Source organism: uncultured Veillonella sp. (genome assembly GCF_963543145.1).
In the GTDB taxonomy this organism is placed as follows: domain Bacteria; phylum Bacillota; class Negativicutes; order Veillonellales; family Veillonellaceae; genus Veillonella.
Map to the genome: position 1 here is coordinate 46,401 of NZ_CAUTZP010000002.1, position 24,764 is coordinate 71,164.

Here is a 24,764-nt window from a genome sequence, read left to right on the forward strand (position 1 = left end):
CACATTAAACCTTTTACACATAAATAGTATACCTTAATTTAAAATCTGTCAATTTATATGAGGGTTATTATGCAAATAAATCTCCTTATATATATCTAAAAAGTTTTTCAGCACTCGTCCTGTTAATCCCCATATGGTGTATTTTTCATAGGGATAGAAATAGACAGAGTAGTTCTGTCTAATTTTCCAATCGATATTGTAGCCTTCTAATAAATGGAATGGAAAGTCCTTTAATGGTCTTGTAGCTATATCTAGATGACCTACAGTTGGCTCCATCTCTAATAGATATTGTAAAGGTACGGTAAACACTTCTCCTACTTCATCAGGATTTGGTTTTAAATCACTTGTATGTAGGCGTACGGCTACTGCATATAGTTTTACCCCAATAGCAAATACAAAGCAGTCTAAATTGCCCAGAAGTTCAATTTGATCTAGATTAATTCCCAGTTCTTCAGAGCATTCACGCATGGCAGCATGAGCACTGCTTTTATCATTAGGCTCACAGTGGCCACCAGGAAAGCTAATTTCACCAGGCTGACGGCGTAGCTTATTACTGCGTACAGTAAACACTACATGGTCTTCCCCATCTATTTCTAGTAATGGTACGGCTACGGCCGCAGTTATAACATCAATATCGGTGAGAACAGTATGTTCTCGTTTTTCTAGGAAATTAGATAGTTTCTTGTCCATATATAGTCCTCTTACTTTATAGTAAAATTTATATGATATCCATATAAATCTATTATGTATCAAATTTGTATTTTATATTTATCTTTTATATTCATTATACATTAACTTGTACGTCAATTTTGGAATTACTCTTAGTAGATATAACAGAGAAAAAATCTTATAAGAAAATAGACAGAAAAAACTGTGATGAGGTTTCTATCTCATCACAGTTTTATATTAGTTAAATTTAATTTTTACAAATTTACGTTTACCAACTTGAACGATCATGCCGTCTTCAAGGGTAAGGTTTTCATCGCTATATTTTTCACCGTTTACTTTGAAAGCACCGGCTTTAATGGATCGACGTGCTTCACCATTAGAAGCAGTCAAACCAGCATCTGTACAGAATTGTGGTACAAAGATTGGTTCTGTTGGCGCATCCATAGCGCATTCAGGAATATCTGTAGGCAATGCGCGTTGTTGGAATACACGTTTGAATTCCTCTTCTGCCTCAAGAGCAGCCTCTTCACCATGGTACAAACGAACGATGGTACGAGCTAATTGCATTTTAGCGTCACGTGGATGTAATTCACCACTTTCAAGACGTTTTTCCATGTCCTCTTGTTCTTCAATTGGCATATCTGTAACGAGCATGAAGTAGCGCATCATCAATTCATCAGGAATAGACATTGCTTTACCGTACATTTCTTTAGGTTCTTCGTCGATACCGATGTAATTGCCTAAAGATTTACTCATTTTTTGAACACCGTCAAGGCCTTCAAGCAATGGCATTGTGATAACAACTTGAGGTTCTTGACCTTCTAATTCTTGTAAATGACGGCCCATTAACAAGTTGAAAGTTTGGTCTGTACCACCAAATTCAACGTCAGCATGTAATGCTACAGAATCTTGACCTTGCATCAATGGATACATAAACTCATGAACACCAATAGCACGACCTTCTTTAAAGCGTTTATTGAAATCATCGCGTTCCATCATACGTGCTACAGTATAAGAGCTTGCCAAACGTAGAACATCCGCAAAGTTCATAGATTCTAGCCATTCACTATTGTCGCGGACGATCGTTTTTTCAGGATCTAACACTTTGAAGATTTGTGTTTTATACGTTTCAGCATTTTTCAATACTTCTTCTTTTGTAAGTGGTGGACGAGTTACACTTTTACCAGTAGGATCACCAATACGCGCAGTGAAACCACCGATAACGATCACTACTTGATGACCAAATTCTTGGAACAAACGTAGTTTACGAAGTGGTACTGTATGGCCCAAATGAATATCTGGAGCCGTTGGGTCCAAACCTAATTTTACAACTAACGGTTTATTTTCCTTAATGGATTTCTCTATTTTCTTTACAAGATCTTGTTCGTTAATTAAATCTGCTACGCCGTGTTTAATTTGGCGCACTTGTTCTTGAGCACTAACCATGATAATCCTCCTCGAAATACTATTGTTTTAGTATACCATTATCTAAAAACTTTCACAATTATATATATAGTATTGGTTTTAAGCCATTTATGATATAATATTTATAACTGGGTAATAGAATTTACGTTATATTTACTAACAAAAGAAAAAAGAGGTGACTCTATGAGTAATAACTCAAATGCGAGAAGCAGCCGCCGTACTAACGGTAGCGGCTCTACACCGAAGAAAACAAGTCCGAAGCGTCTATTTTGGATTTGTGCCCTTCTCCTTATACTCATCGTAGCCGGAGGTGGCTGTGGTTTTATCAGTGCCACACTGTCTAACCTACCAGATGTATCCAATGTACGTCCTTCCGCATCGTCTCAAATTTACGATGTCCATGGTAATCTCATCACAACGGTTCATTCCACAGAAAACAGATTGCCAGTGCCTTTAAAAGATGTACCAAAGGATTTACAAAACGCCTTTGTTGCTACTGAGGACTCTCGCTTCTACTCCCATCACGGTATCGACCCAGTTGGTATCTTGCGTGCTGTATGGGTTAACCTTGTTCATAGTGGCGTATCTGAAGGTGGTTCTACTATCACTCAACAGTTAGCGCGTAATGCATTCTTGTCTCAAGACAGAACATTTAAACGTAAAATTTCTGAAGCATTACTAGCACTAAAAATTGAACAACACTACACGAAGGATGAAATCCTAGAAATGTACATGAACCAAATTTACTTTGGCCAAGGTGCATACGGTGTACAATCTGCAGCTCATGTGTACTTTGGCAAGGATGCTAGCCAATTAACGCTTGCTCAAGCAGCGCTCATTGCGGGCTTACCACAAAGTCCTAACTACTACTCTCCATTCAATGATTTAGAAGCTAGTAAAAAACGTCAAGCCGTTGTATTAGGCCAAATGGTTAAATACGGATACATTACACAAGAGCAAGCCGATGAAGCGCGTCAAGCAGATTTAGGCTTAGTGGCAAAACAAGAACAAACGCATGAAAAATCTAATGCGTCTTACTTCATTAACTATGTTATTGCACAAGTTTCTGAAAAATATGGTGATGATGCAATCTATAAAGATGGTTTAAAAATTTATACTACTCTCGATATGGATGCACAAAATGCAGCTGTAGCAGCAATGCAAAACTTGCCTAACTACTACACAGATAGCAATGGTTTACATCAACCACAAGGTGCTATCGTAGCTATGAATCCTCATAATGGTTATATTATGGCTATGGTTGGTGGTCGTGGCGATGATGCATTTAACCGTGCTACACAAGCAGAACGTCAACCAGGTTCCTCTATGAAACCATTTGTATATTTAGCAGCTATTCAGGCTGGTAAAACTCCTGGTTCTATCGTAGATGACAGCCCTGTTACATTTGGTAGCTGGAGCCCTAAAAACTATGAAAATGACTTCGTAGGTAATATTACATATCGCTATGCATTACAACATTCTCGTAACGTAGCTGCCGTAAAAATTGCTGATGAAGTAGGCATGTCTAAGATTATTAAACTTGCCAAAGAAATGGGTATCACTACCCTTACAGATCAAGATAATAACTTGTCTACTGCACTTGGTGGTTTAACTCATGGTGTAACACCTCTTGAAATGGTTCAAGCTTATGGTGTACTCGCTAATGGTGGTATCAAGGTTCAACCTACAGCAATCCTCAAAATTGTAGACCGCAATGGTCAAGTTGTGGAAGAAAACTCCATTCAAGAAAAACGCGTTGTAGATGAAAAAGATGCAGCCATCATCACAAGTATGCTAGAATCTGTTATTAATGGTGGTACTGGTGGTAATGCAGCAATCGGTCGTCCTGCAGCTGGTAAAACAGGTACAACAGATGATTCCAAGGATGCTTGGTTTGTTGGTTATACACCTGATCTTGTAGCTGCCGTTTGGATTGGTGACGACTACGGTTCTGAAACATTACACGGTATGACAGGTGGTGACACACCTGCTATTATGTGGGGTCAATTCATGGCTAATGCACTTGCCAACACCCCTGCATCTGACTTTTCCGTTCCTGCTAGCGCTCAATCAGCTGTTTCTGAAGGTTATTACAATCCTGCGAAAGTACAACCTAAAAAGGATGATAAAAAAGATGAGAAGGCTGATAAAAAGGACGAGAAAGCAGATAAAAAAGATGAAAAGGTAAAAGAAGAAGAACAGCCTCAAAAGGAAGAGGTAACGGAATCTAAATCTAATTCATCGAAAAACAAAAAATCTAAAAAGGAAAACTAACTTTAATAGGGTCCTTACAGAAGGGGCGGAACAATTTCTTCCGCCCCTTCTTTTTATATCTCCCAACTAGTTTTTACACATTACAAAAAGGTAGTAAGTTTTTTTGAACTTACTACCTTTTTGTTTTATCCATACAATATGCCACATATAGCCTTACTATTGTATGTACCTTATATGTTATTTAAGCACTACATTAGTAGCCCCTGCACCACCTTCATCATAACCAGCGGTTTCAAAGTGGGCTACATGAGGTAAGGTGCGTAAATATTGGTGAACGCCTTCGCGCAATGCACCAGTTCCCTTACCATGAATTATACGCACTTGATTAACACCACCCAGCAAGGCTTGATCGATAAATCTACCGACAGAAACTGTCGCTTCATCTACAGTTTGACCAAGAATATTAATTTCTGTACGCACCTCTTTTTGACGTTGTACAGCAGAACCGCCCATACGTTTTCTCGTTTTAGGCATAGCTGCTTTTTGTTCACGTTCTAGTTTATTGCCTTCTTCACGTGTAGTAGATTGTAATTCGCTAACTTTAACAGTAGCTGTTAGTCCATTAATATCTACATTTACACGATTGCCTTTCATAGATAATACGGTACCTAAAGAACGTAAGGTCGTTACGAATACAACTTGCCCTACCTTGACTTCATCCGCCGTTAAGGTCTTACGATCGTCATCTACTGGTGCATCTGGCACATGAACATTAGAGATACCTTTACGCGCTGCATTGATAGCAGATTGTCGTTTATCCTTATTCGTTTCAGAGAATTGCGCCTTCAATTGCTTGATAATCGCTTCCCCTTCAACACGTAAACTGCGCTTCATAGCTTCAGCATCAGCTTGGGCTTTGGCTAAGATTTGTTTACGTTTTTCGTTAAACTGTTTCTTTTCTTTCTCTAATTGGCCACGCATACGACGTGTTTCATCGAGCTCTTTCTTTAATGCTCTTTCACGTTCAGACGCTTTACGAAGTTGTTCATTTAAATCTGAAAGAACCTCTTCCATCTCATGGTTACCAAATTGAGATTTATATTCTGCCGCACGAGTTACGATATCTTTTGGCAATCCTAGACGGGCAGCAATGCTTAATGCATGACTACTACCCGCTACACCAATATGTAATCGATATGTTGGTTTTAAGGTGCGCTCATCAAACTCAACATGGCCATTTTCAATACCTTCCGTATGGTACGCATAATTCTTGAGCTCGTTATAATGAGTACTCACCATCATGAGAGCGCCTTTTTTACGGAAGAACTCAAGGATAGATACCGCTAAAGCACTACCTTCCTCTGGATCAGTACCAGAACCAAGCTCATCTAGTAATACCAAATCATTAGGACCACAATGTTTAATGATGGAAATCACTTGCGTCATATGAGCGGAGAATGTACTAAGGCTAGCCTCAATACTTTGTTCATCCCCAATATCGGCAAAGATATTATGGAATACAGGCAACATAGAACCGTGATCTGCAGGGATAAATAAACCACATTGGTTCATTAAACTTAATAAGCCTAATGTTTTAAGGGATACTGTTTTACCTCCTGTATTAGAACCAGTAATTAATAAAATACGATATGATGTGCCTAATAAAATATTCGTAGGCACTACCACATTCGGTGGAATTAATGGATGACGAGCTCTCATGAGATTAACTGTTCTATCAGTACTCAATATGGCTGGTACACCCTTATAAGAAATAGCAAGGCTTGCCTTACCATATACAAATTCGATATGGGATACCTTTTCACAGGCATCCATCAAATCATTACTATGCTGTTTTACAAGGGCAGATAATTCACGGTAAATGCGCAATACCTCCTGCTCTTCACCAATCAGTGCCTCTTGTAATTCATTATTTAGATTCACCAAACGCATCGGCTCAATATAGAGTGTTTGACCCGTTGCAGAACGGTCGTGAATAAGACCGTCAAAATATTGGCGATATTCCTGTTTTACAGGGATTACATAGCGATTGTTACGCTGTGTAATGATCGTTTCTTGGAAATACTTCTGATTATCCTTGTCGTGTAAGATAGCTTGAATATCATTTTTAATCTTTTCACGAGTTTTAATAATCGTATTTCTAAGGCTCGCCAATTTAGGAGATGCTGTATCTAGCAATTCCCCTTTATCATCAAAGACCCGTTTAAAACGGTTCTCAATGCGATCTGTATTTGGCATATCCTGCACCCATAAGGATAGCAACGGATATTCCATATATTTCGTTCTAAAGAACTTTGTCATGCGCTTATAAGCACCAATGGACAAGTAAATATCCCATAGTGCTTCACGAGTAAGAACAAAGTCTTTGCGACTCTTTTTACAGGACTCACGAATATCTCGTGTTCCACCTAGCGGTTGTTCTACCTCGGTTTGCAATGACCGCATTGCCTCTGCCGTTTCGTCAAGATTCTCTTGAATTTGTTTCCCGTCAATCATTGGCTCAATGTTCATAGCCAATTCTTTAGCTATAGTAGAGCTACAATGCTGTTGTAATTGTTCTTTTATATGGTGAAAGTCTAATACATCTTCGTTAAACAATGTACTACCTCTTTTATAAAATACCTCTAAAATAGTGGCCCCTTGTAATAGGCGTATCATCTTTGCCTACACTCTTAGATGGAGCCTGTTGAGTTCCATTTTGAATGGATACATAATCAGCTACAAAAGTACGCAATCTCTTTGGATCCATATGACGTCCATCAATACGTAAAATATGTAACCCTTTTCGATGTAACTCTGGCACATAGGCACGCATGTCCATTTCATGACTGTTCATAATATGCATGCGGCAATATGGATCAGTACGAAGTGGGAACACTTCCCCTTTACGATCCTTTAATGCGTAATCTTCTGTAACGCACGGCATAGGACAATTTTCCTTTTTACCAGTGCCAACAAAGCTAGCGATGGCACAGTATTCAGAAATCATCATTTCCGTATACCCATGAACCATAACCTCTAATGGGAGATTACTAGATTTTTGTAAGCTTACTAGTTGCGTCAATGTTAACTCTAAGGATGGAGCTATACTACTCATATTAAAATCTTGCCATACTTGTAGTGCAGATCTATTAAATATATTAAGACCTGTATCAGCTTCAATAGCACCTGTATAGCCTAAATCGCGAAGCCACAATAAAGCTTGTGGAACGTGAATAGAAATGCTATCTGGTTTGGCCTGAACCATGGCCTTAAAAGTATTCATGTACGACTCTACTTCATCATCTTTTACGACACGAGGCGTACCGAATACACAAAGCACATGATGGTTTTTGCAAAGCTTGGCTATCTGCTCGTATATGCTAAGTTCATAAGGCTTACGTTGTAAACGGTCACCACCGAAGATAATCTTCTTAGCGCCCCCTTCAATTGCTGCTTTCACACCATCCAGCTCATCAACGCGAGCACTCACTATAGGCTCAGAATATTGAATCTTTGACTTTGCAACCATAGATGACATATCTTGAGGCTCTGCAGCCAGTTCAGCCCAAGCCGTTTCATGGTCGGTAATTAACAAGTTTTCTAGAGCCTCTACAGCATCGCGGCGCAATGCATTTAACACACTCGCTGGCCACATATAAGGCCCGTCAGGAATAGACATAGAGCCTAAGGTAAACAATGTATTCCCTAATCTACCTACTTGATCTGTAACCTTCTCTAATGTAGTCGGTTTATTATTAGCATAAACAGGTTCAAACTCATTAGATACGGTCACAGTACGACCATCATTTAATACAAAGGTAAGTTCTGTGCAAGGCTTTTCTCGGTCTGCATTAATAGATAGATATCCATGTACCTCTAATTTAGCACTGAAATCTTGTAGACCTCTCTGCTTTTGAGCTTTAGGTGGTGATGCAAGGAATACTTGTCCCGATGCAAAACCTTCATCTGGTTTCCCTACAAAATGTTTCTCATCTAGAAGAGACCAGTTTTGATCAATCTGATAGTAAGTAATACTACCAGAGGCTTGCATAACCTTTAAGAGTGAGCCTTTTTCAATAGGTTCGGTTAAGTATAAATGAACTTGTCCTTTTTTTACCTCTGCCTTGCCAATTGGTTTCCCCTGATTATTTGGGGCCACCACGGTCATCATGGATTTCCCTACATGATCTGTTAAATAATCTGTCGAGAATCCACGGTTAAAGCCAGAGGCCAATGCCTTAGCATCAGAGGCATCCATATGAGCCGTATCTAAAATATGTCGATAAGTACCAATAACTTGACGTACATATGAAACCTTCTTCATCCGCCCTTCTACCTTGAAGGATGTTACACCAGCTGCTACAAGCTCATTCATATACTCACTATAGTTAAGATCTTTAGGGCTCAATACATAAGCTTCGTGTTTAGGTAATAAACTAGTACCCGACGAGTCTAGTAATTCATAAGGTAAACGGCAAGGTTGTGCGCAAGCACCACGGTTACCACTACGACCACCTATAAAGGAACTCATCAAGCATTGGCCAGAATAACATACGCATAAGGCACCATGTACAAAGACTTCAATTTCAGCTATACAGTTCTTACAAATATGTTCAATTTCAGAGAGGCTCAATTCACGGGCCAATACAACACGGGTAAAACCGAGGCTTTCATAAAAACGAACTGCATCAAGTGTAGCTGCTGTCATTTGCGTACTACCATGTAAATGCAATTTGGGAGCCACTCGTTGTGCCAATTTAGCAACAGCTAAATCTTGAACGATAATTGCATCCACACCAATGCGTTCTAAATCTTTTAAATACGCCTCGAGAGCCGTAAGTTCAGAGTCACCTATGAGGATGTTTACTGTTACATATACAGACACATCTAGAATGTGAGCCAAGCGAATAGCCTCAGCCAATTCTTCAATTCCAAAATTAGCTGCATGAGCACGGGCATTAAAGCCTTTACCACCAAGGTAAATCGCATCCGCTCCAGATTCTAAGGCGGCCATAAAGTTTTCCATCGTACCGGCAGGAGCCAATAATTCCATGGACAATCCTTTCTACCTAACTAAAGGTATAACTATAGTACTAAAAGGGTTTACCATGCGGTAAACCCTTTCAATATACTGCTTGAGATTAACGTAATCTGCAGTTAATTTCAGCTAATGCATCGATAATTGCTTGAATATTACCGTCAATATCTTCATCGTTCAACGTACCTTCCATAGAGCGGAATTGCAAGTTGTACGCAAGACTGCGATAACCAGCTTCGATATGTTCACCTTCGTAAACATCGAAGATAGATACATTTTCTAAATATTCTCCACCATGCGCTTTAATGATAGATAAAATTTCACCACTAGCAACGGACGCAGGTGCTACGATAGCAAGGTCACGGCTAGTGCCTGGGAATTTACTGAAAGTTGTATAGCGGAATGCTGGAATCGTCAAGGATAATACTGCTTCCAAGTCGATTTCAAACATATATACTTTACCAGGCAAATCAAAGTTTTTGCTCACTTGTGGATGTAATTCGCCGTATTGAGCAATCATTTTACCATCTACAAGGTATTGAGCACTTACGCCTGGGTGGAAATATGGTTCAGTGCCACGATTAATATCGTAACCTGTAACGCCAAGTTCTACCAACAACGCATCTATGATGCCTTTTACATCATAGAAGTCTGTAGAGCGTTCTGCTTGATTCCAACTAACTTGATTCACCTTGCCCATCAAAATACCACAAGCCATAGGGCGCTCATGAGGTAACTCTGTCAAAGGCAATGATTTTGGCTCATATACATTCGCTGTTTCAAATAACCAAAGATCCTTATTTTGTTGCGCAATATTGCGTTTTGCTGCGTCAATAACAGCTGGTACCAATGTAGTACGCATATAAGGGAACTCTTCGGAAATAGGATTCAAGATTTGAATGGCCGTATAACGACTATCCCCTTCAGGAAGCATCATATTTGTAAGGCCGTCTTTATGCATAAAGCTAAATGTAATGATTTGAGTCATGCCTAGCTTAGCCAATGCATGTGTTACCTGTTTAATAAGAGCTTTTTTAGGAGTCATACCACCAGAGGATAATACGGCTACAGGAATTGTAGGAGCAATATTATCGTAGTTATAAATACGAGCTACCTCTTCAGCAATATCAGGCATCACTGTTACGTCGCCACGCCATGTTGGTACTAGGGCAGACAATTGATTACCGTCTTCTGTTACAACGAATTCAAGGGCTGTCAAAATGCGAACCATTTCGTCTTTTTCAATATTGGTCCCCAAGTAATCGTTAATTTGTTCTGCTGTAAAAGTAACTGTATGTTGCTCTACAGGATTTTTATATACATCGATAACACCTACATCAACTTTACAACTAGGGCAAATTTGTTGTAATAATTGAGCCGCTCTATCGATAGCATAAGCAGTATATTTATGGTTTACACCACGTTCAAAACGACCAGATGCTTCGGAGCGCATACCTAATGCTTTAGCTGTGCGACGAATAGATGGACCATTGAATACAGCAGCTTCAAACATAACAGTAGTAGTTTCATTTGTTACTTCGCTATCAAAGCCGCCCATGATACCAGCTACGCCTACAGGACGTTCAGCATCAGCAATAATGAGCATAGAATCATTTAACTCACGTTCGGAACCATCAAGAGTAACAAGCACTTCGCCATTTTTAGCACGTCTTGCCACTAATTGATGACCTTTGACATGGTCATAGTCATATGCGTGCATAGGTTGACCAAGTTCTAACATGACGTAGTTTGTTACGTCTACCACATTATTGATAGGACGAATGCCGCAATTGCGTAAACGGTTTTGCATCCACAATGGAGATGGTTCTACCTTAACATCAGTCACTACGCGAGCAGTGAAACGAGTACAAAGATCATCAGCTTCAATAGATACAGATGCTTTACCTCCGATGGACTCACCATTTTCGTTGACCATAATAACAGGGAATAAAGCCTTTTGATTTGTCATTATACCGAATTCACGGGATAAGCCAACCATGGAGAAGCAATCTGCACGATTAGCAGTCAATTCAAATTCATATACTATATCGTTTAATCCTAATACATCTTTTACATCAAGACCAATTGGTGTATTTTCAGGGAAAATATAAATGCCTTGCGCTTCCTCTGGCAAGACTAAGTCACTAGAGATACCGAATTCTGCTACAGAACAGAACATACCTTCAGAAGTTACACCACGTAATTTACCTTTTTTAATTTCTGTGCCATCCGCTAAGCGAGATTTATGGTATGCTACAGGCACAATTTGACCTACTGCAACATTTGTAGCAGCCGTTACGATTTGCTTAGTAACAGGCTCACCTTCTTCAGTAAGACATTCTACTTGGCATACTTGTAATTTATCTGCATCTGGATGTTTTGTAATTTCTACGATTTTACCAGTATAAATTTTCTTAATGCCATTATCCAAAGTAATGACATCTTCTACAGGAATTCCAGCTTGTGTTAATTCATCGGCCAATTCTTGAGCAGGACGATTCATATCCACAGGCACATATTCATTCATCCACTGTAAGCTTGCTTTCATGAGTTCCTCCTAAAATTGTTCCAAGAATCGTACATCATCTTCATAGAATAGACGTAAATCGTTAATGCCGTATAAAAGCATTTCAATACGTTCTACGCCCATGCCAAAGGCAAAGCCTTTTACCTTTTCAGGATCGTACCCATTAATGCGCAATACGTCAGGATGAACCATACCACAGCCTAAGATTTCTAGCCAACCTGTATGAGAACATACACGACAACCTTCGCCACCACACATTACACAGGAAATATCTACCTCTGCAGATGGCTCTGTGAATGGGAAGAAGCTTGTACGGAAACGCACCTTTGTTTCATCACCATACATGTAACGCAAGAAGGACTCCAGTGTACCTTTTAAATCAGCAAATGTAATGTGCTCGTCGATGACGAGACCTTCCACTTGATGGAATACTGGGGAATGTGTCGCATCATAGTCCCAACGATAAACCTTACCAGGCGCAATCATACGAATTGGGCTGTTAGGCTCATGACGTTGCATAGTACGAGCTTGCACCGGAGATGTATGTGTACGTAACAAGAAGTTTTCTGTAATATAGAAGGAATCTTGCATATCGCGTGCTGGATGATCTTTAGGCAAGTTTAAGCACTCAAAGTTATAGTAATCTTGCTCTATTTCTGGGCCTTCTTCAACGGTATACCCCATTTTCATAAAGAAGTCTTCAATCATTTCATTAACTGTAGTCAATGGATGGATATGACCTGTTTTTGGAGCTCTACCAGGTAGAGTAATATCTATTTTTTCCTCTTCCAAGCGAGCATTCATAGCCGCCGCCTCCATAGAGGACTTAATTTTATCTAATTCAGCTTCTAATGTTTCACGCACAGCATTTACAAGAGCCCCCATCTTAGGACGTTCTTCTGGTAATAATTTACCTAAACCTTTTAACAGTGCAGTTACTTCACCTTTTTTACCTAAATATTTTACGCGTACGTCTTGCAACGCTTGTTGATCAGTGGCAGCTCTGATAGCTGTTAGCGCTACCTCTTTAATGCGTTGTAATTCTTGTTCCATTCAAGCATCCTCCTATAGTTAAAAGTCTAAACTATATTATACCAAATCAGGGTTGTCTTCTTCAATAAAACGCCATGGTAAATCAGGTAATGGCTTCTCTTCTAAGACATAGAAAGTGCCTCTTGCTAAGTGAACTAGCTCACCTAGTTCATTATAAATACGTGCAGTAGCGACCATAGTCGTTTTACCATTATGCTCTACATTGGCTACACCACGTAATACAGTACCCCCCTTAACAGCTTTCACATAGTTACCATTAAGATCAATAGTACTAACAGATTTTCCCAATGTAAAACAAGCTGTACCCATCACACTGTCCGCTAAACCAATACAAACAGCGCCATGTAAATCACCTCTAAAATTGCAATAGTCTGTTTCATTTGTTTGTAATGTCATTTCTGCATGACCAGGTTCAACAGCAGTAATCTCAGAATCTTTTACCCAAGAAAAAGGATTCTGATCTCGTAATTCGTTGAAATATTCTAACAATGTTGTAGTCATAAGGTTCTCCATTCAATATACTTACCAGTAAATTAGGTAATCCACATACCCCTTTTATTACAAATTGCTTGCCTGAAATCTTCATAGTTATATAGCACTAATTACATACAAGCATATAAAAATGGTGCGTTACATCATACATATTGTATCATGCAACGCACCATATGCGAATAACTCTATCTAATTATATAGTATGTTCTTAAGAAAACACATGTATAAGTTCCAGACTATTCATAATGTAATGCATCGATTGGATTAAGTTTTGCTGCTTTTCGAGCAGGATAAATACCAAATACCAAACCGATCGCCATGGAGAAAGCAAAGGATAATACGATGGTTGGAATGGAAATAACGGTACTCATCCCCGAGGATACACTGATCATTTTTGAAGCCACTATACCGAGCACAATACCTATTAATCCCCCCATCAAACTGATAACAACAGCCTCAATAAGGAACTGTGTGACGATGACATTATATGTAGCACCTAATGCCTTACGTACACCAATTTCTCGCGTCCGTTCTGTTACCGACACGAGCATGATATTCATAATACCAATACCACCAACTACGAGAGAAATGGCCGCTACAGCACCAAGGAATAATGTTAAGGTTCCCGTTGTTTCCTCCATAGTTTCCATGATGGAATTCATATTTTGAATGTTGAAATCATCTAGATTTGAATCTTTGATACCATGTCGTACCCGCAATAGGTTTTCGATATCGGACTGCAAACGATCAATACCATTTTCATCTTCACCTACGACATAAATCATTCGGAGATAGTCAACACCTTCTACCCGTTCCATAGCAGTAGTATATGGAATGAGTACTATATCATCTTGGTCAGCACCCATAGAGCCACTACCCTTGCTATTGAGCACACCGATGATACGGAATGGAATATTCTTAACCCGAATTTCAGCACCTACTGGATCTTCATCGCCAAATAAGTTTTTAACAACTGTTTGGCCAATAACAGCAACCCGTTCACGATTTTGTACATTTTTATCGGAGAAGAAACGACCAGACTTCATAGTCCAGTTATTAACATCCATATAATTAGAGTTAACACCAGATACAGTGGTAGTCCAGTTTTTATTTTGATAAATGACTACATATGAACCACTAGTCATAGGGCTCGCCGCTTTAACGCCATCCAGCTTAGAAATCGCTTCATAGTCGGAAACCTTTAATGATTGCATAGAACCTGCAGCAGCTCTAACCCCTGGCGTACGTGGTGCACCGGGCATTACCATTAATAGATTTGAACCTAAACTAGAAATGGAATTTTGAATATCTTGTCTTACACCATTACCAATGGACACTAATGCAATTACAGCAGCTACACCAATAATGATGCCAAGCATAGTTAAGATAGAACGTAATTTATTAGCAACGAGGGATGCCCATGCCATTAAGAAACTCTCTTTATACATGAGTCACCTCCTGTACTGGTGTCATATTTTGATTGAAGTTGTCTTCTACAATCACACCATCACGCAATACCACATTACGGCTAGCATAAGTAGCAATCTCTGGCTCATGCGTAACAAGAAGTATTGTACGGCCCTCATCATAAAGCCCTCTAAAAATATTCATAACGTCAATGGTAGACTTGGAGTCAAGATTCCCTGTCGGTTCATCGGCCATAATAATGGCAGGGTTATTTGCTAAAGCCCGAGCAATAGCTACACGCTGCCGTTGACCACCAGACAACTCAGATGGCAAGTGATCCATACGTTCACCTAATCCAACTGATGCTAATAGTGCAGCAGCACGTTCATTCCTTGTCTTCTTATCCATACCAGCATAAATCATAGGAAGTGCTACATTTTCTAGAGCAGTTAATTTTGTTAATAAGTTAAAACTTTGGAATACAAAGCCTATTTGTTTATTTCGTACAAAGGCCAATTCATCATCAGATAAGGTTGCTACCTCATCACCATTAAGACGATAGGAACCTGTCGTTGGTCGATCTAAACAACCAAGAATGTTCATAAAGGTAGACTTACCCGAACCAGAAGGACCCATAATAGATACGAATTCTCCCTTATTGACCTGCAAATCGATACCATGCAATACAGGTACCGATAATTTACCATTTACATAGGTCTTTGTAATCCCTTGTATGTCGATTACTGATTGATTCATATTCACCTACTATTAGAATGGTCCACGGCTATTATTCTTAGGTGCTGTAACATCACCACTTACAATGATTTCATCACCTTCAGATAACCCTTCTAGAATTTGTACATTCGTATCACCAGTTACACCTGTGGAAACAGTTGTACGAACTGGTTGACCGTCTTTCATTACATATACGTATTCACCTTGTTTATCTGTACGTACTGCAGTAATAGGAACTACTAAGGTATTTTTAATATCTTCACCAAAGATTGTGGCACGAGCCGTCATAGTTGGTAGGAAATTACCTGCAATATTTTCTGGAATTTGAACCTTTACAGTATAGTACACAACACTTGTACTTGTAGTACCCATGTTGCCTTTTGTTCCTTTTGCAATTTCAGATACATAGCCTGTGAAGGTTTCACCTGGTTTAGAGTCTACCGTAAATTCTACTTTAGCCCCTTGTTTAATATTACCAATATCCGTTTCATCTACAGTTAGATAAATTTCTAAATTACTTAAATCTGCAATAGTAGCAATAATCATTTGGGTAGAAATGCCTGTACTAATAGTTTGACCTGCTTTTAAAGGTGTGCCTACAACAGTACCGGACATAGGTGCCGTAATTGTGGCATCACTTAAATCTGCTGCTGCACGTTCATACGTAGATTTAGCACGTTCGTAAGCTGTTACGGCATCATCATACGTTTTTTGTGCAATAGCATTTTGGGCTGCCAATGCCTTATAACGGTTCATATCAAGTTCCGCATTCGCTAAAGCTGCACGAGCATCATCAACAGAAGCCTGTAGCTGTCGCGTATCAATATAAGCGATAACTTGTCCCTCTGTAACTTGATCATTTTCTTTTACTAAAACTTTTTCAAGCTTACCAGCCACATTCGTAGAAACGTCTACATAATTTACAGGGTTAATGGTACCAGTTGCACTGATGCTTGTTTTTACATCACCCTTTTCTACCTTGCCAGTAGTATATAAGTTTTGTGTTTGACTAGCATTTTGACTATGCATGTAGTAGTATGTTCCACCACCAAGAACACAAAGAGCAACAGCACCTGCTACAATTCGTTTGCGATGCTTTTGTAAAAACTCTTTCATTATAATCTCCTTAAATAAAAACGAAGATATACTCAACATAAATATCTATTTTCTATAGATACGTATAGTATTTTTTAATTATACAGCACTAATTGCTTTTACGCAATATAATTTCATTTATGAATGAATTATGACATATATATAATGACACTTACTGGTCATTTTTAATCGTATTAACTACTCAAAATAGTTAGTAATGTATAATCCTTTTCATTAATTGGGAATTCTAGGCGTTCAGCCTCTTGATAGGATATAGCACGAATATGTCCATCTATGTAGCCTACTAATCGATTATCTACACCACTCATCAAAAGATTGATACAAGCTTCACTCATACGAGCCGCTAAAATCGCATCAAATGCAGATGGACCACCACCGCGTTGCAAATATCCCAATACGGTCAAGCTCGGATCAAACTCAGTATGCTCCTTAATAAAGGCTTTTACATCACCGCTATTATAGGTACCTTCTGCTACGAGAATCACACTATATTCTTTACCTCGAATCTGGGTTTCCTTTAAATGACGGCATACGGCATGTAAAGGCATAGGATTTTCTGGAACTAATACGATTTCTGCACCGCACGCAAGCCCAGCTTTAAGTGCAATATGACCAGCTTTACGCCCCATTACCTCTACAATGGCTACACGCTCATGTGAGTTAGATGTATCGCGAATACGACCAACCGCATCAACTACAGTGTTTAAAGCTGTATCAAAACCTAAAGTGTATTGAGTGCCCCCTATGTCATTATCAATGGTACAAGGAATAGTCATGGTAGACATACCGAGTTTTGCCAAACTTTTAGCACCACGCATAGAACCATCACCACCAATAACGATAAGATGATCTATACCATTAGCTTTTAAAATATCATAAGCCTTTTTCTGAACCTCTTCATTTTGAAACTCAGGAAAGCGAGCCGTTTTTAGCATCGTCCCACCTTGGGTTATAATGCCGCCCACGGCTCGATTCGTTAAAGGAAAAATCTGTTCTTCAATGATGCCTAAATAGCCTCGTTCAATACCAAATACCTCGAAACCTTCATATATGGCTTTTCTAGTTAGCGCTCTTATGGCGGCGTTCATTCCAGGTGCGTCTCCGCCGCTTGTTAGTATTGCGATTCTTCTCATATCCTTTGCCCCCTTGTGGTGTACGTTGTTTGGATATAGTCTCAGTCTTTCGTTTCTTGTTTCCTACATTAGACGCCTTTTGCTTGCCACATTTATCAAATTGTGTTTCCTTAGATGCATCTTTTACATCTATTTTGTCCGTTTCATTGGGTTGACGTCTTGCTTTAAATTGCACATCTGAGGCCTCTAATTCGTCCTCAATACGTTGCATGAAATCATAGGTCCGACCATTTGTTGTGTCCAGTACAAAATCGCACTGCTTATACACGGGCTTCCAAGACTGTATCATAGCGTGTACAAAGGCATTAACATTAGTATAATCCATAGTAGGCCGCTTCCCAATACGTCGATTAACACGACTCACTATACGGAATTGTGCAGCTCGTATACCAATGATATAAGAGTATTTTTTCAATACCTTCAATGTGCGATGTTCAATAGGGAAATTACCGCCTACAGAAATAACAGCTTCATGATACAAGCATACCTTTTTAAGTACATCCATTTCAGCACGGCGGAATGCTTTTTCCCCAATCTTTTTGAATATTTCAGCAATGGGCAACCCAAAACGACTTTCTAATACACGATCGGTATCTACAAATTGCCATCCTTTACGTTCTGCAAGATTTCGGCCGAAGTGACTTTTACCACTTCCCATAGATCCGATGAGCATAATATTGCGTTTAATTATCATTTATTATGTGCCCCTTATTATTACATATCCTTCATTGTACTATAAAATGACGCAAAAACAAAGACAGACTATAGACGAAAATCTATAATCTGCCTCTTATAATACAGCCTATTTTTTAAGGCTTTATGATGGATTTAACTGCACAATGTACATAGACTACGTTGCCTTTCCGTTCTATATCTTCTATTTCTATACGGCGTGAAGGATCTTTTTCATCTACAGTATTAATCCAGTTTATCATGCGTTCTGTACTACCTAATAGTGTTAATTCTAATATACCTTCATGCTCATCCGTACTGACAATCATTAATGGTTCTCCTTGTAAGGAATCAAATATACTTGTATTCGCACTCCTATTAGAATTCTTATTTTCTGTAAAAGATTCTAATAGTTTTGCTTCATTAGATACTATATAATCCGACTCAGCATTCATTTGTATAACGTAATTATCTTGTAAATTTTTAAGATTATTCGTCTTTTGATCTAAATAGATATGCCCATATAAGGAAAGACTAATTACCATTCCCCACACCACCAGGACTATCAGTATTCGATTCACCTGATACGTTGTGCTCTCGTTTATATCCGTCCATATGGAATGTATAAACACCTTTATCTGCTTTAACTGTTCCATGACACTCCATTCCTACTAACTTTTGTTGGAGTATAGCTATAAATTTACGACACTTATCATCACTGACACCGATGCCATCAACACTTATACGCCTATCCTTAACACTAAGATGTTGTAAGCTTATATGTTCCGCCATAGCTGTATCAAGAATATATAAGACCATGGTGTTGGAATATATGTTAGACTGATTCTTAGGAGACTTAGTCTGTACTATTTTATTTTTAATAGCCATTAATTCTCCATACCGTTGGTGTATAGACTGATACTGAACATTAGCTTGTAATTGTAAAAAGTCTATCTTTACCTTCTCATAAGCACCATAACTAAGCCAGGAACTATACAAGGAAACGAGTCCTACTATAGCATAGATAAAACTTATCCCATAAAGATGATATCGATATGTATGCCATACACTATGCCAACGTAAGGAGCGAGGCATTAAATTTATACATTTATCTTTACCATCCCAAGCCAATCCACTTAAGCCCCCTTGCGGCCATACCAATAGCCATATCCCAATCTAACTGGCCCTTTTTACAACGATTGCGACCACGACCTAAGAACAATAACGGAATATATTCGTTTTCACCATACATAGAAATTATTTCTTCCATATCGCTTCGTTCAGCATCAGTAATAGTTTCTAACCCATACATGCGAACGCCCTGTATCTCATCTATACCAAATTCTTGTAGCCTTGCTTCTAATGTATTCATCGCTTCTGATACATCGCTACCTGTTATAGGTACGATGCACTCTTGAATACATATATCATTCCACCATAGCCATAGATGCATGGCTCCATCTTCAACAACACCTGTTACGGTACCACTGCGCCGCATCAAGCTGTAACAAATTGGAATAGGCCAAAAATCGATAACATCAACAGGGGCATAGGTATCTCGTATACCTTGTTTTAATAACTCCAGTGAATGACGATCTACGGCAACCATAAACATATGATAACTATGTCTTGGGTATTCTCGACGACATGCATCCATTTGGAAGCTATCACCATCAAAATTAAAGTAATCCTCTACGTTCCATTTTATAAATTCCTTCATATCAAAATCGTGAGGATCATAAGGGGCTACATGCATTTGGGTATCTATATTAGCTACAATACTATAAGCCCCTTCGTCTAAATCATAGGTTTCAATAAATTTAGTAATGTCTTCATCAATAGGTCCACTCCGTTTCATCTCTAACGCATCGGTAATGACCATAGTTTTATTTTCAATATGAGCAGTAACACATACAATATGTTCATCCGTAATACATACTCCAGAATGTATTTTCTTTTTCCGTTTCATAGCTTCACCTCAATACGGTTTTACCTTTATAACATGCATATGTTTATCGTTATCTACAGTAACATACATATGAACGCGACTTACTATTTCACGATGCTTCAATCTACCATAGCTCATAATATGGCGAGGATTGTCTGGCGAATGGTCTGCTTCAATAATGATTTCAAGCTCATCATCATCTACTACGATTATTTTTTCTTGAAAGTCCCATGTATTGCCACCTTTACAATAGCCTACAAACCAATGAGCCCCTCTCTGCGCCGCATAATGAGCCTCCTCTAAATGTAATTCATCTATTGCATTACTTTCACAAATTTGACCAATACGAAGCCCCATAAAGGCTAAGACCAATAATAAGGACATTGTAAGTATAGCTACATATGTAATAAAGCCCGCATTATGGGCTCCTCCGTTCATGGCTTGTCTCCTCATTATCTCTATACCAATCATAAATAGTACTCTGCCCTATAGAGACCTCATATAGAGCTAATCCACCATATCCGCTAGTATAAGGCTTATTATTAGCAAAGCGATTATTAATGTACCATCGCATATGAACTGTTTTATTATTATCCAAACTAAAAGGATGCTCCTGCGTATACCCTACATTACGCTTATCTCTTGTTCCGATGATGCGACTGCCACTAACAGGTTGCAGGCTACCATCCGTGAGCTTTCTGTAAAGAGCATGTCTTTGTACGGTCAAGGTCGTACGTTTTGTATCATGAATATATAAGCTTATATTCTTATCCTCTACGGTAACCTTTGCAGGATTCCATATCATTTGAGCTACAACCATGCGCCGTGTATAACGACCATCCTCCATCATCGCTACGCTATCTAGTAATTTGGCATCCCACATAACCGCATAGAATACAATACCTAAGAGTAAGGTAAGGACGATAATAGAAATAGTCATACTAATAAGGGTCGAGTACAATATAAAGCCTTCATGATTATTAACTTTGCTAATAGTTGTAGCTTTTGTCTGAGCTCTATCATTAAGATGCCCCTTAACTATAGTCTTAGGTATATCCTTATATTTGCTCTTTCTTTTATATTCTTTCAACTTTACCTCATCAATGCCTATTCTCTATATGGTTGCTATTTACTGTTTCTCTTCCAAATCAACGGACAATGAATAGACAACTGTTGCATTATCTATGGCATCTACCGTTAATCGTTGTAGTGAAATACCCTGCACTACTACGGGGTCCACATAGGTTTTATAAGTAATAGCCTCACTAGGGCTCATGATAAATTGTGAGTTATGTACACCTGTTTGAAGTGTTCCCGTTTCATAATATGCTGCTTTACCTTCCTCCACATACGTTATAGTATCTTGCAATATATGGTCCCAATAATAAGCTTTATATATCGTTAGCGTCGATATCCAGAACACAGATAATACAATAGGTAACATAAACATTATAATAGCTGCCGAGATTAAAGCATCACCATACATAAACCCTTCAGTGTACTTCTTCCCATCTGATACGTCCCGTTTGTACAGATATCCATATGCGATTTTTCTCACCACTTTCTCGATCCTCTAGAATAATTTCAGTTCCATCGTATGGTAAACCTAGTGCAGAAAAGGAAATAACCGTCAAAGGACGAGTACTTTCAATATGGGGAGGCAACGACATATCAACGGTAGGGTGTTGAGTATCCTCCTCTAAGGTGTAACTATCCTTATGTAATATAAAGAGCATTCTTCCTTTTCCATTTGATTTATGACCAAGCATAGACCAAAGTTGTACTTTCTTAAGCATATATGCCACCTCTTGTGTGGCACCATTTAAAGTATAACGACTTGGTGTTGTCACTATAGGTAATGCGATGGATATGAGCAGTAAGATTAAAGTTATCGTAATTAGCCATTCTACAAGTAGTGAGCCCCTTTGACAATTTAAAAGTTGTTCCTTAACCATTGGTAAAGTACCTCCATATAGGGTCCACCATGTAAGGCACACCACCCACCAAAGCATAGAAAGGGACCAAACGGAATGTATCGATTACGATAGCCTGTTAGTAAGAGATAGAGAGAACCAACACCAAAAGCTACGTAAAAGAAACATACAGTCTCCCATGGCGTAAGCCATGTGGCAATGGCAGAAAACCATTTCACATCACCGAGTCCAAAGCCATTATGACTAATCAGACGAAGTCCATATGTAATAGACGCTACACTTATAACACTTAATAGGGTTATTAACATAGATGTATCGTTTATATAGCTATATATAATACCACCTATTACAAGGGCCATAGCCCCTTCATCGGGCAATATATAGTAATGCATATCGATGGTAGCACCTGCTATGATGATGAGTGAAAACACAGCATACAAAGCAACGTGAATAAAAGATATTGCCTTTGAGGATAATAGAATAGGTAACACTACAGATGCTATATATACGATGAGCCCTATTACATAACTAGTCCCTTTCATACCTTGTCCTTCCATATATCAAGCACCTTTAATCGATGCCAATACCAAGCCATCAATGTCTACGTGCCTAATACACACTATTTGCCGATTAAATTAAACATTATTTACCTAATAAATACTATGTACCTAATAAACACTATATGCCCATTAAATAATGCATACTATCGATTAAGGCACACTAGGTGCTGTTACAACTACAGCTTTTGCAGTACCACCGCTAACAGCTTCATAGGTAATGGTATATTCTTTACCTTTTGCAGTCTTAACATGTTCTGTAAGATAGCCTTCTTTGTAAAGATTTTCTACTGTTGGTGGAGTATCTACATTCTTATCGATCATGTAGAGCTGAGTGGCATTTTTTATGATTTGAATATCTGCCGTTTCTTTTGCAGATCGTGCTCTATCTGCGGCAGATAAGAACTGCGGCATCGCAATGGCTGCTAATATGGCAATAACTGCAACGACAACCATTAATTCTACAAGGGTGAAACCACCTTTTCTCGACTTCTTAAGTCCTTCTCGAACACGACATATATGTAATCGCTCGACTATCCATTGTCCACACATTTCTAATCGATGATTTATCCCATGAACCATATGTATAACGGAACTCATAATATCCTCCTTTTACATTATTTGATACAATTCGATACTATATAATACTTGTAAAACAATATCTATTGTCCTCCTAGTTTGCCAATAGACGTAAATAAGGGATACATAACAGAAACGACTAATACGGCTACACCAATGCCCATGACGGTTAATAGTACAGGTTCTAATAGTCGCTCTAAGCGACCGATATATTTTGAAAGTATAGACTCATAGTAGTGACCACAATGGTTTAACATCTTTACTAACTCACCGCTTTCTTCTCCAATAGAAACCATTTGCCATATAAAATCATTTCCTATATGACCACTTCGTAAGCTTTCTTCAAAAGAAAAGCCAGTTAATAGTTTAGCCTCCACCTGCTCACTACATTCGCTGCCATATAGATTGCCCCATAAGGAACGAGTAATATTCACGGTTTGAATGATCGAAATCCCCGAGTCAAGAAGCAGTGCCCAAACTTTCAACATACTCGTATAGTACATACAAGTACTCCATTGGTATCGGTGAGCCAAATGCCAAAGCCAACGATGTACTTTACATCTTATACTATGCTTCTTATAAGCAAATACTATTGAAACTATTACAACACTATGTATACCTATTACCATTAAAGGATGTTCCTTTAACCCTTGTCCTAATGCAAAGAGGGCTCGTGTCATCAATGGTAATGTAATATGCATAGTAGTAAAAACCTTTTCAAAGGATGGGATAATAAACAGGATAGTAACGAGAAAGAATACGTTCATCATGAGAAGAAGAAATATAGGATAAGAAATAGCGCTCATAACCTTTTGCCGGATTTGTCGTTCCCAATCGTAGTGACGTGAAATATATTGTAAGCTTTCACCTAAGGTACCTGCTGCCTCTCCACTTTCTAGTAAAGCTAAGGCTATAGCAGGACAACCTTCACTACGTAATGCTTGCGATAAAGTTTGTCCTCTCTCAATCGATTCATACAGAGCCGTATATAGCAAACCTCGCTTTCCATGACAGAGTAACTGTAAAGCCCTTCGTAAAGGTACACCAGACTCTATCAGTAATCCCAGTTGATAGGTTACATCAACCACCATAGAATGATTCCATTTATATTTCTTCTTTTCTACGTGTAAAGATATTCTATAAATCTTGTATCCATCGCGTTTCAGCCGCGTTCCGATCTCCTGTTCTGAATCGCCCCACATCAAACCTTTCTCTGTTTCATTATTCTCATTTTTTACGACATATTCATAAGCCTCCATGTATTC

Annotated in this window: 23 protein-coding genes; 1 reads left to right on the plus strand and 22 read right to left on the minus strand. The window is 38.7% G+C overall.

Annotation, left to right across the window (positions count from 1 at the left end; translation table 11 throughout):
• Positions 1-48: 48 nt before the first annotated feature.
• Positions 49-690, minus strand: coding sequence for a CoA pyrophosphatase (locus RWZ05_RS01880; RefSeq protein ID WP_314641548.1), 642 nt, complete (start codon positions 688-690; stop codon positions 49-51).
• 216 nt (positions 691-906) lie between these two features.
• Positions 907-2,115 carry a tyrosine--tRNA ligase gene (gene tyrS / locus RWZ05_RS01885; RefSeq protein WP_314641551.1) on the minus strand — a complete coding sequence of 403 codons (1,209 nt, stop codon included), beginning with the start codon at positions 2,113-2,115 and terminating at the stop codon, positions 907-909.
• A gap of 162 nt (positions 2,116-2,277) precedes the next feature.
• Between tyrS and RWZ05_RS01890 the strand changes: the two genes are divergently transcribed.
• A complete protein-coding gene (locus RWZ05_RS01890; protein ID WP_314641553.1) occupies positions 2,278-4,368 on the plus strand; it encodes a penicillin-binding protein 1A in 2,091 nt (696 codons plus the stop codon).
• A gap of 177 nt (positions 4,369-4,545) precedes the next feature.
• On the opposite strand, the gene RWZ05_RS01895 is transcribed toward RWZ05_RS01890, so the two are convergent.
• The 20 genes from RWZ05_RS01895 to RWZ05_RS01990 form a co-directional block, all read right to left on the minus strand.
• Positions 4,546-6,924 carry an endonuclease MutS2 gene (locus tag RWZ05_RS01895; RefSeq protein WP_314641556.1) on the minus strand — a complete coding sequence of 793 codons (2,379 nt, stop codon included), beginning with the start codon at positions 6,922-6,924 and terminating at the stop codon, positions 4,546-4,548.
• Between the two features lie 13 nt (positions 6,925-6,937).
• Positions 6,938-9,361 (minus strand): DUF3656 domain-containing protein, encoded by a 2,424-nt coding sequence (locus RWZ05_RS01900; protein ID WP_314641559.1) that lies wholly within the window; start codon positions 9,359-9,361, stop codon positions 6,938-6,940.
• Between the two features lie 88 nt (positions 9,362-9,449).
• On the minus strand, positions 9,450-11,894 hold the full coding sequence (gene pheT, locus RWZ05_RS01905) for a phenylalanine--tRNA ligase subunit beta (protein ID WP_314641562.1): 2,445 nt from the start codon (positions 11,892-11,894) through the stop codon (positions 9,450-9,452).
• A gap of 9 nt (positions 11,895-11,903) precedes the next feature.
• Entirely contained in the window at positions 11,904-12,926 is a 1,023-nt protein-coding gene (pheS, locus tag RWZ05_RS01910; RefSeq protein ID WP_314641565.1) for a phenylalanine--tRNA ligase subunit alpha, read from the minus strand.
• Between the two features lie 36 nt (positions 12,927-12,962).
• Positions 12,963-13,427 (minus strand): PaaI family thioesterase, encoded by a 465-nt coding sequence (locus RWZ05_RS01915; RefSeq protein WP_314641568.1) that lies wholly within the window; start codon positions 13,425-13,427, stop codon positions 12,963-12,965.
• Between the two features lie 227 nt (positions 13,428-13,654).
• Entirely contained in the window at positions 13,655-14,866 is a 1,212-nt protein-coding gene (locus RWZ05_RS01920; protein ID WP_314641570.1) for an ABC transporter permease, read from the minus strand.
• Positions 14,859-15,581: an ABC transporter ATP-binding protein gene (locus RWZ05_RS01925; protein ID WP_314641572.1), complete on the minus strand. Its 723-nt coding sequence runs from the start codon at positions 15,579-15,581 to the stop codon at positions 14,859-14,861. The genes RWZ05_RS01920 and RWZ05_RS01925 overlap by 8 nt, the downstream gene beginning before the upstream one ends.
• Positions 15,582-15,593: 12 nt before the next feature.
• Positions 15,594-16,676: an efflux RND transporter periplasmic adaptor subunit gene (locus RWZ05_RS01930; RefSeq protein WP_314641573.1), complete on the minus strand. Its 1,083-nt coding sequence runs from the start codon at positions 16,674-16,676 to the stop codon at positions 15,594-15,596.
• Positions 16,677-16,849: 173 nt separating this feature from the next.
• Entirely contained in the window at positions 16,850-17,764 is a 915-nt protein-coding gene (locus tag RWZ05_RS01935) for an ATP-dependent 6-phosphofructokinase (protein ID WP_314641702.1), read from the minus strand.
• The gene (locus tag RWZ05_RS01940) at positions 17,736-18,503 is read right to left on the minus strand and encodes a shikimate kinase (protein WP_314641575.1); all 768 of its coding nucleotides are present in this window, start codon (positions 18,501-18,503) and stop codon (positions 17,736-17,738) included. Before RWZ05_RS01940 ends, RWZ05_RS01935 begins: the two co-directional genes overlap by 29 nt.
• Positions 18,504-18,618: 115 nt before the next feature.
• Positions 18,619-18,810, minus strand: coding sequence for a hypothetical protein (locus RWZ05_RS01945; protein WP_314641578.1), 192 nt, complete (start codon positions 18,808-18,810; stop codon positions 18,619-18,621).
• A 205-nt stretch (positions 18,811-19,015) separates the two neighbouring features.
• Positions 19,016-19,612 carry a fimbrial assembly protein gene (locus RWZ05_RS01950; protein ID WP_314641580.1) on the minus strand — a complete coding sequence of 199 codons (597 nt, stop codon included), beginning with the start codon at positions 19,610-19,612 and terminating at the stop codon, positions 19,016-19,018.
• Complete coding sequence (locus RWZ05_RS01955) at positions 19,596-20,450, minus strand: hypothetical protein (protein WP_314641583.1); 855 nt, start codon at positions 20,448-20,450, stop codon at positions 19,596-19,598. Before RWZ05_RS01955 ends, RWZ05_RS01950 begins: the two co-directional genes overlap by 17 nt.
• A gap of 9 nt (positions 20,451-20,459) precedes the next feature.
• Positions 20,460-20,867 carry a hypothetical protein gene (locus tag RWZ05_RS01960; protein WP_314641586.1) on the minus strand — a complete coding sequence of 136 codons (408 nt, stop codon included), beginning with the start codon at positions 20,865-20,867 and terminating at the stop codon, positions 20,460-20,462.
• Positions 20,848-21,369 carry a hypothetical protein gene (locus RWZ05_RS01965; protein WP_314641703.1) on the minus strand — a complete coding sequence of 174 codons (522 nt, stop codon included), beginning with the start codon at positions 21,367-21,369 and terminating at the stop codon, positions 20,848-20,850. Before RWZ05_RS01965 ends, RWZ05_RS01960 begins: the two co-directional genes overlap by 20 nt.
• A gap of 189 nt (positions 21,370-21,558) precedes the next feature.
• Positions 21,559-21,915 (minus strand): hypothetical protein, encoded by a 357-nt coding sequence (locus RWZ05_RS01970; protein WP_314641588.1) that lies wholly within the window; start codon positions 21,913-21,915, stop codon positions 21,559-21,561.
• 7 nt (positions 21,916-21,922) lie between these two features.
• Positions 21,923-22,225: a hypothetical protein gene (locus RWZ05_RS01975; RefSeq protein WP_314641589.1), complete on the minus strand. Its 303-nt coding sequence runs from the start codon at positions 22,223-22,225 to the stop codon at positions 21,923-21,925.
• Between the two features lie 137 nt (positions 22,226-22,362).
• Positions 22,363-22,905, minus strand: a complete 543-nt coding sequence (locus tag RWZ05_RS01980; RefSeq protein WP_314641591.1) for a prepilin peptidase — start codon at positions 22,903-22,905, stop codon at positions 22,363-22,365.
• A 168-nt stretch (positions 22,906-23,073) separates the two neighbouring features.
• On the minus strand, positions 23,074-23,520 hold the full coding sequence (locus RWZ05_RS01985) for a prepilin-type N-terminal cleavage/methylation domain-containing protein (protein ID WP_314641593.1): 447 nt from the start codon (positions 23,518-23,520) through the stop codon (positions 23,074-23,076).
• Between the two features lie 62 nt (positions 23,521-23,582).
• Positions 23,583-24,758 carry a type II secretion system F family protein gene (locus RWZ05_RS01990; protein ID WP_314641595.1) on the minus strand — a complete coding sequence of 392 codons (1,176 nt, stop codon included), beginning with the start codon at positions 24,756-24,758 and terminating at the stop codon, positions 23,583-23,585.
• Positions 24,759-24,764: the final 6 nt, after the last annotated feature.

Coding starts and splice junctions, on each gene's coding strand:
- RWZ05_RS01880 (WP_314641548.1), bottom strand. CDS start 690: ATGGACAAGAAACTATCTAATTTCCTAGAAAAACGAGAACATACTGTT.
- tyrS (WP_314641551.1), bottom strand. CDS start 2,115: ATGGTTAGTGCTCAAGAACAAGTGCGCCAAATTAAACACGGCGTAGCA.
- RWZ05_RS01890 (WP_314641553.1), top strand. CDS start 2,278: ATGAGTAATAACTCAAATGCGAGAAGCAGCCGCCGTACTAACGGTAGC.
- RWZ05_RS01900 (WP_314641559.1), bottom strand. CDS start 9,361: ATGGAATTATTGGCTCCTGCCGGTACGATGGAAAACTTTATGGCCGCC.
- pheT (WP_314641562.1), bottom strand. CDS start 11,894: ATGAAAGCAAGCTTACAGTGGATGAATGAATATGTGCCTGTGGATATG.
- pheS (WP_314641565.1), bottom strand. CDS start 12,926: ATGGAACAAGAATTACAACGCATTAAAGAGGTAGCGCTAACAGCTATC.
- RWZ05_RS01915 (WP_314641568.1), bottom strand. CDS start 13,427: ATGACTACAACATTGTTAGAATATTTCAACGAATTACGAGATCAGAAT.
- RWZ05_RS01920 (WP_314641570.1), bottom strand. CDS start 14,866: ATGTATAAAGAGAGTTTCTTAATGGCATGGGCATCCCTCGTTGCTAAT.
- RWZ05_RS01925 (WP_314641572.1), bottom strand. CDS start 15,581: ATGAATCAATCAGTAATCGACATACAAGGGATTACAAAGACCTATGTA.
- RWZ05_RS01930 (WP_314641573.1), bottom strand. CDS start 16,676: ATGAAAGAGTTTTTACAAAAGCATCGCAAACGAATTGTAGCAGGTGCT.
- RWZ05_RS01935 (WP_314641702.1), bottom strand. CDS start 17,764: ATGAACGCCGCCATAAGAGCGCTAACTAGAAAAGCCATATATGAAGGT.
- RWZ05_RS01940 (WP_314641575.1), bottom strand. CDS start 18,503: ATGATAATTAAACGCAATATTATGCTCATCGGATCTATGGGAAGTGGT.
- RWZ05_RS01945 (WP_314641578.1), bottom strand. CDS start 18,810: ATGATTGTCAGTACGGATGAGCATGAAGGTATATTAGAATTAACACTA.
- RWZ05_RS01955 (WP_314641583.1), bottom strand. CDS start 20,450: ATGAAACGGAAAAAGAAAATACATTCTGGAGTATGTATTACGGATGAA.
- RWZ05_RS01960 (WP_314641586.1), bottom strand. CDS start 20,867: ATGAACGGAGGAGCCCATAATGCGGGCTTTATTACATATGTAGCTATA.
- RWZ05_RS01965 (WP_314641703.1), bottom strand. CDS start 21,369: ATGACTATTTCTATTATCGTCCTTACCTTACTCTTAGGTATTGTATTC.
- RWZ05_RS01970 (WP_314641588.1), bottom strand. CDS start 21,915: ATGTATGGTGATGCTTTAATCTCGGCAGCTATTATAATGTTTATGTTA.
- RWZ05_RS01975 (WP_314641589.1), bottom strand. CDS start 22,225: ATGCTTAAGAAAGTACAACTTTGGTCTATGCTTGGTCATAAATCAAAT.
- RWZ05_RS01980 (WP_314641591.1), bottom strand. CDS start 22,905: ATGAAAGGGACTAGTTATGTAATAGGGCTCATCGTATATATAGCATCT.
- RWZ05_RS01985 (WP_314641593.1), bottom strand. CDS start 23,520: ATGAGTTCCGTTATACATATGGTTCATGGGATAAATCATCGATTAGAA.
- RWZ05_RS01990 (WP_314641595.1), bottom strand. CDS start 24,758: ATGGAGGCTTATGAATATGTCGTAAAAAATGAGAATAATGAAACAGAG.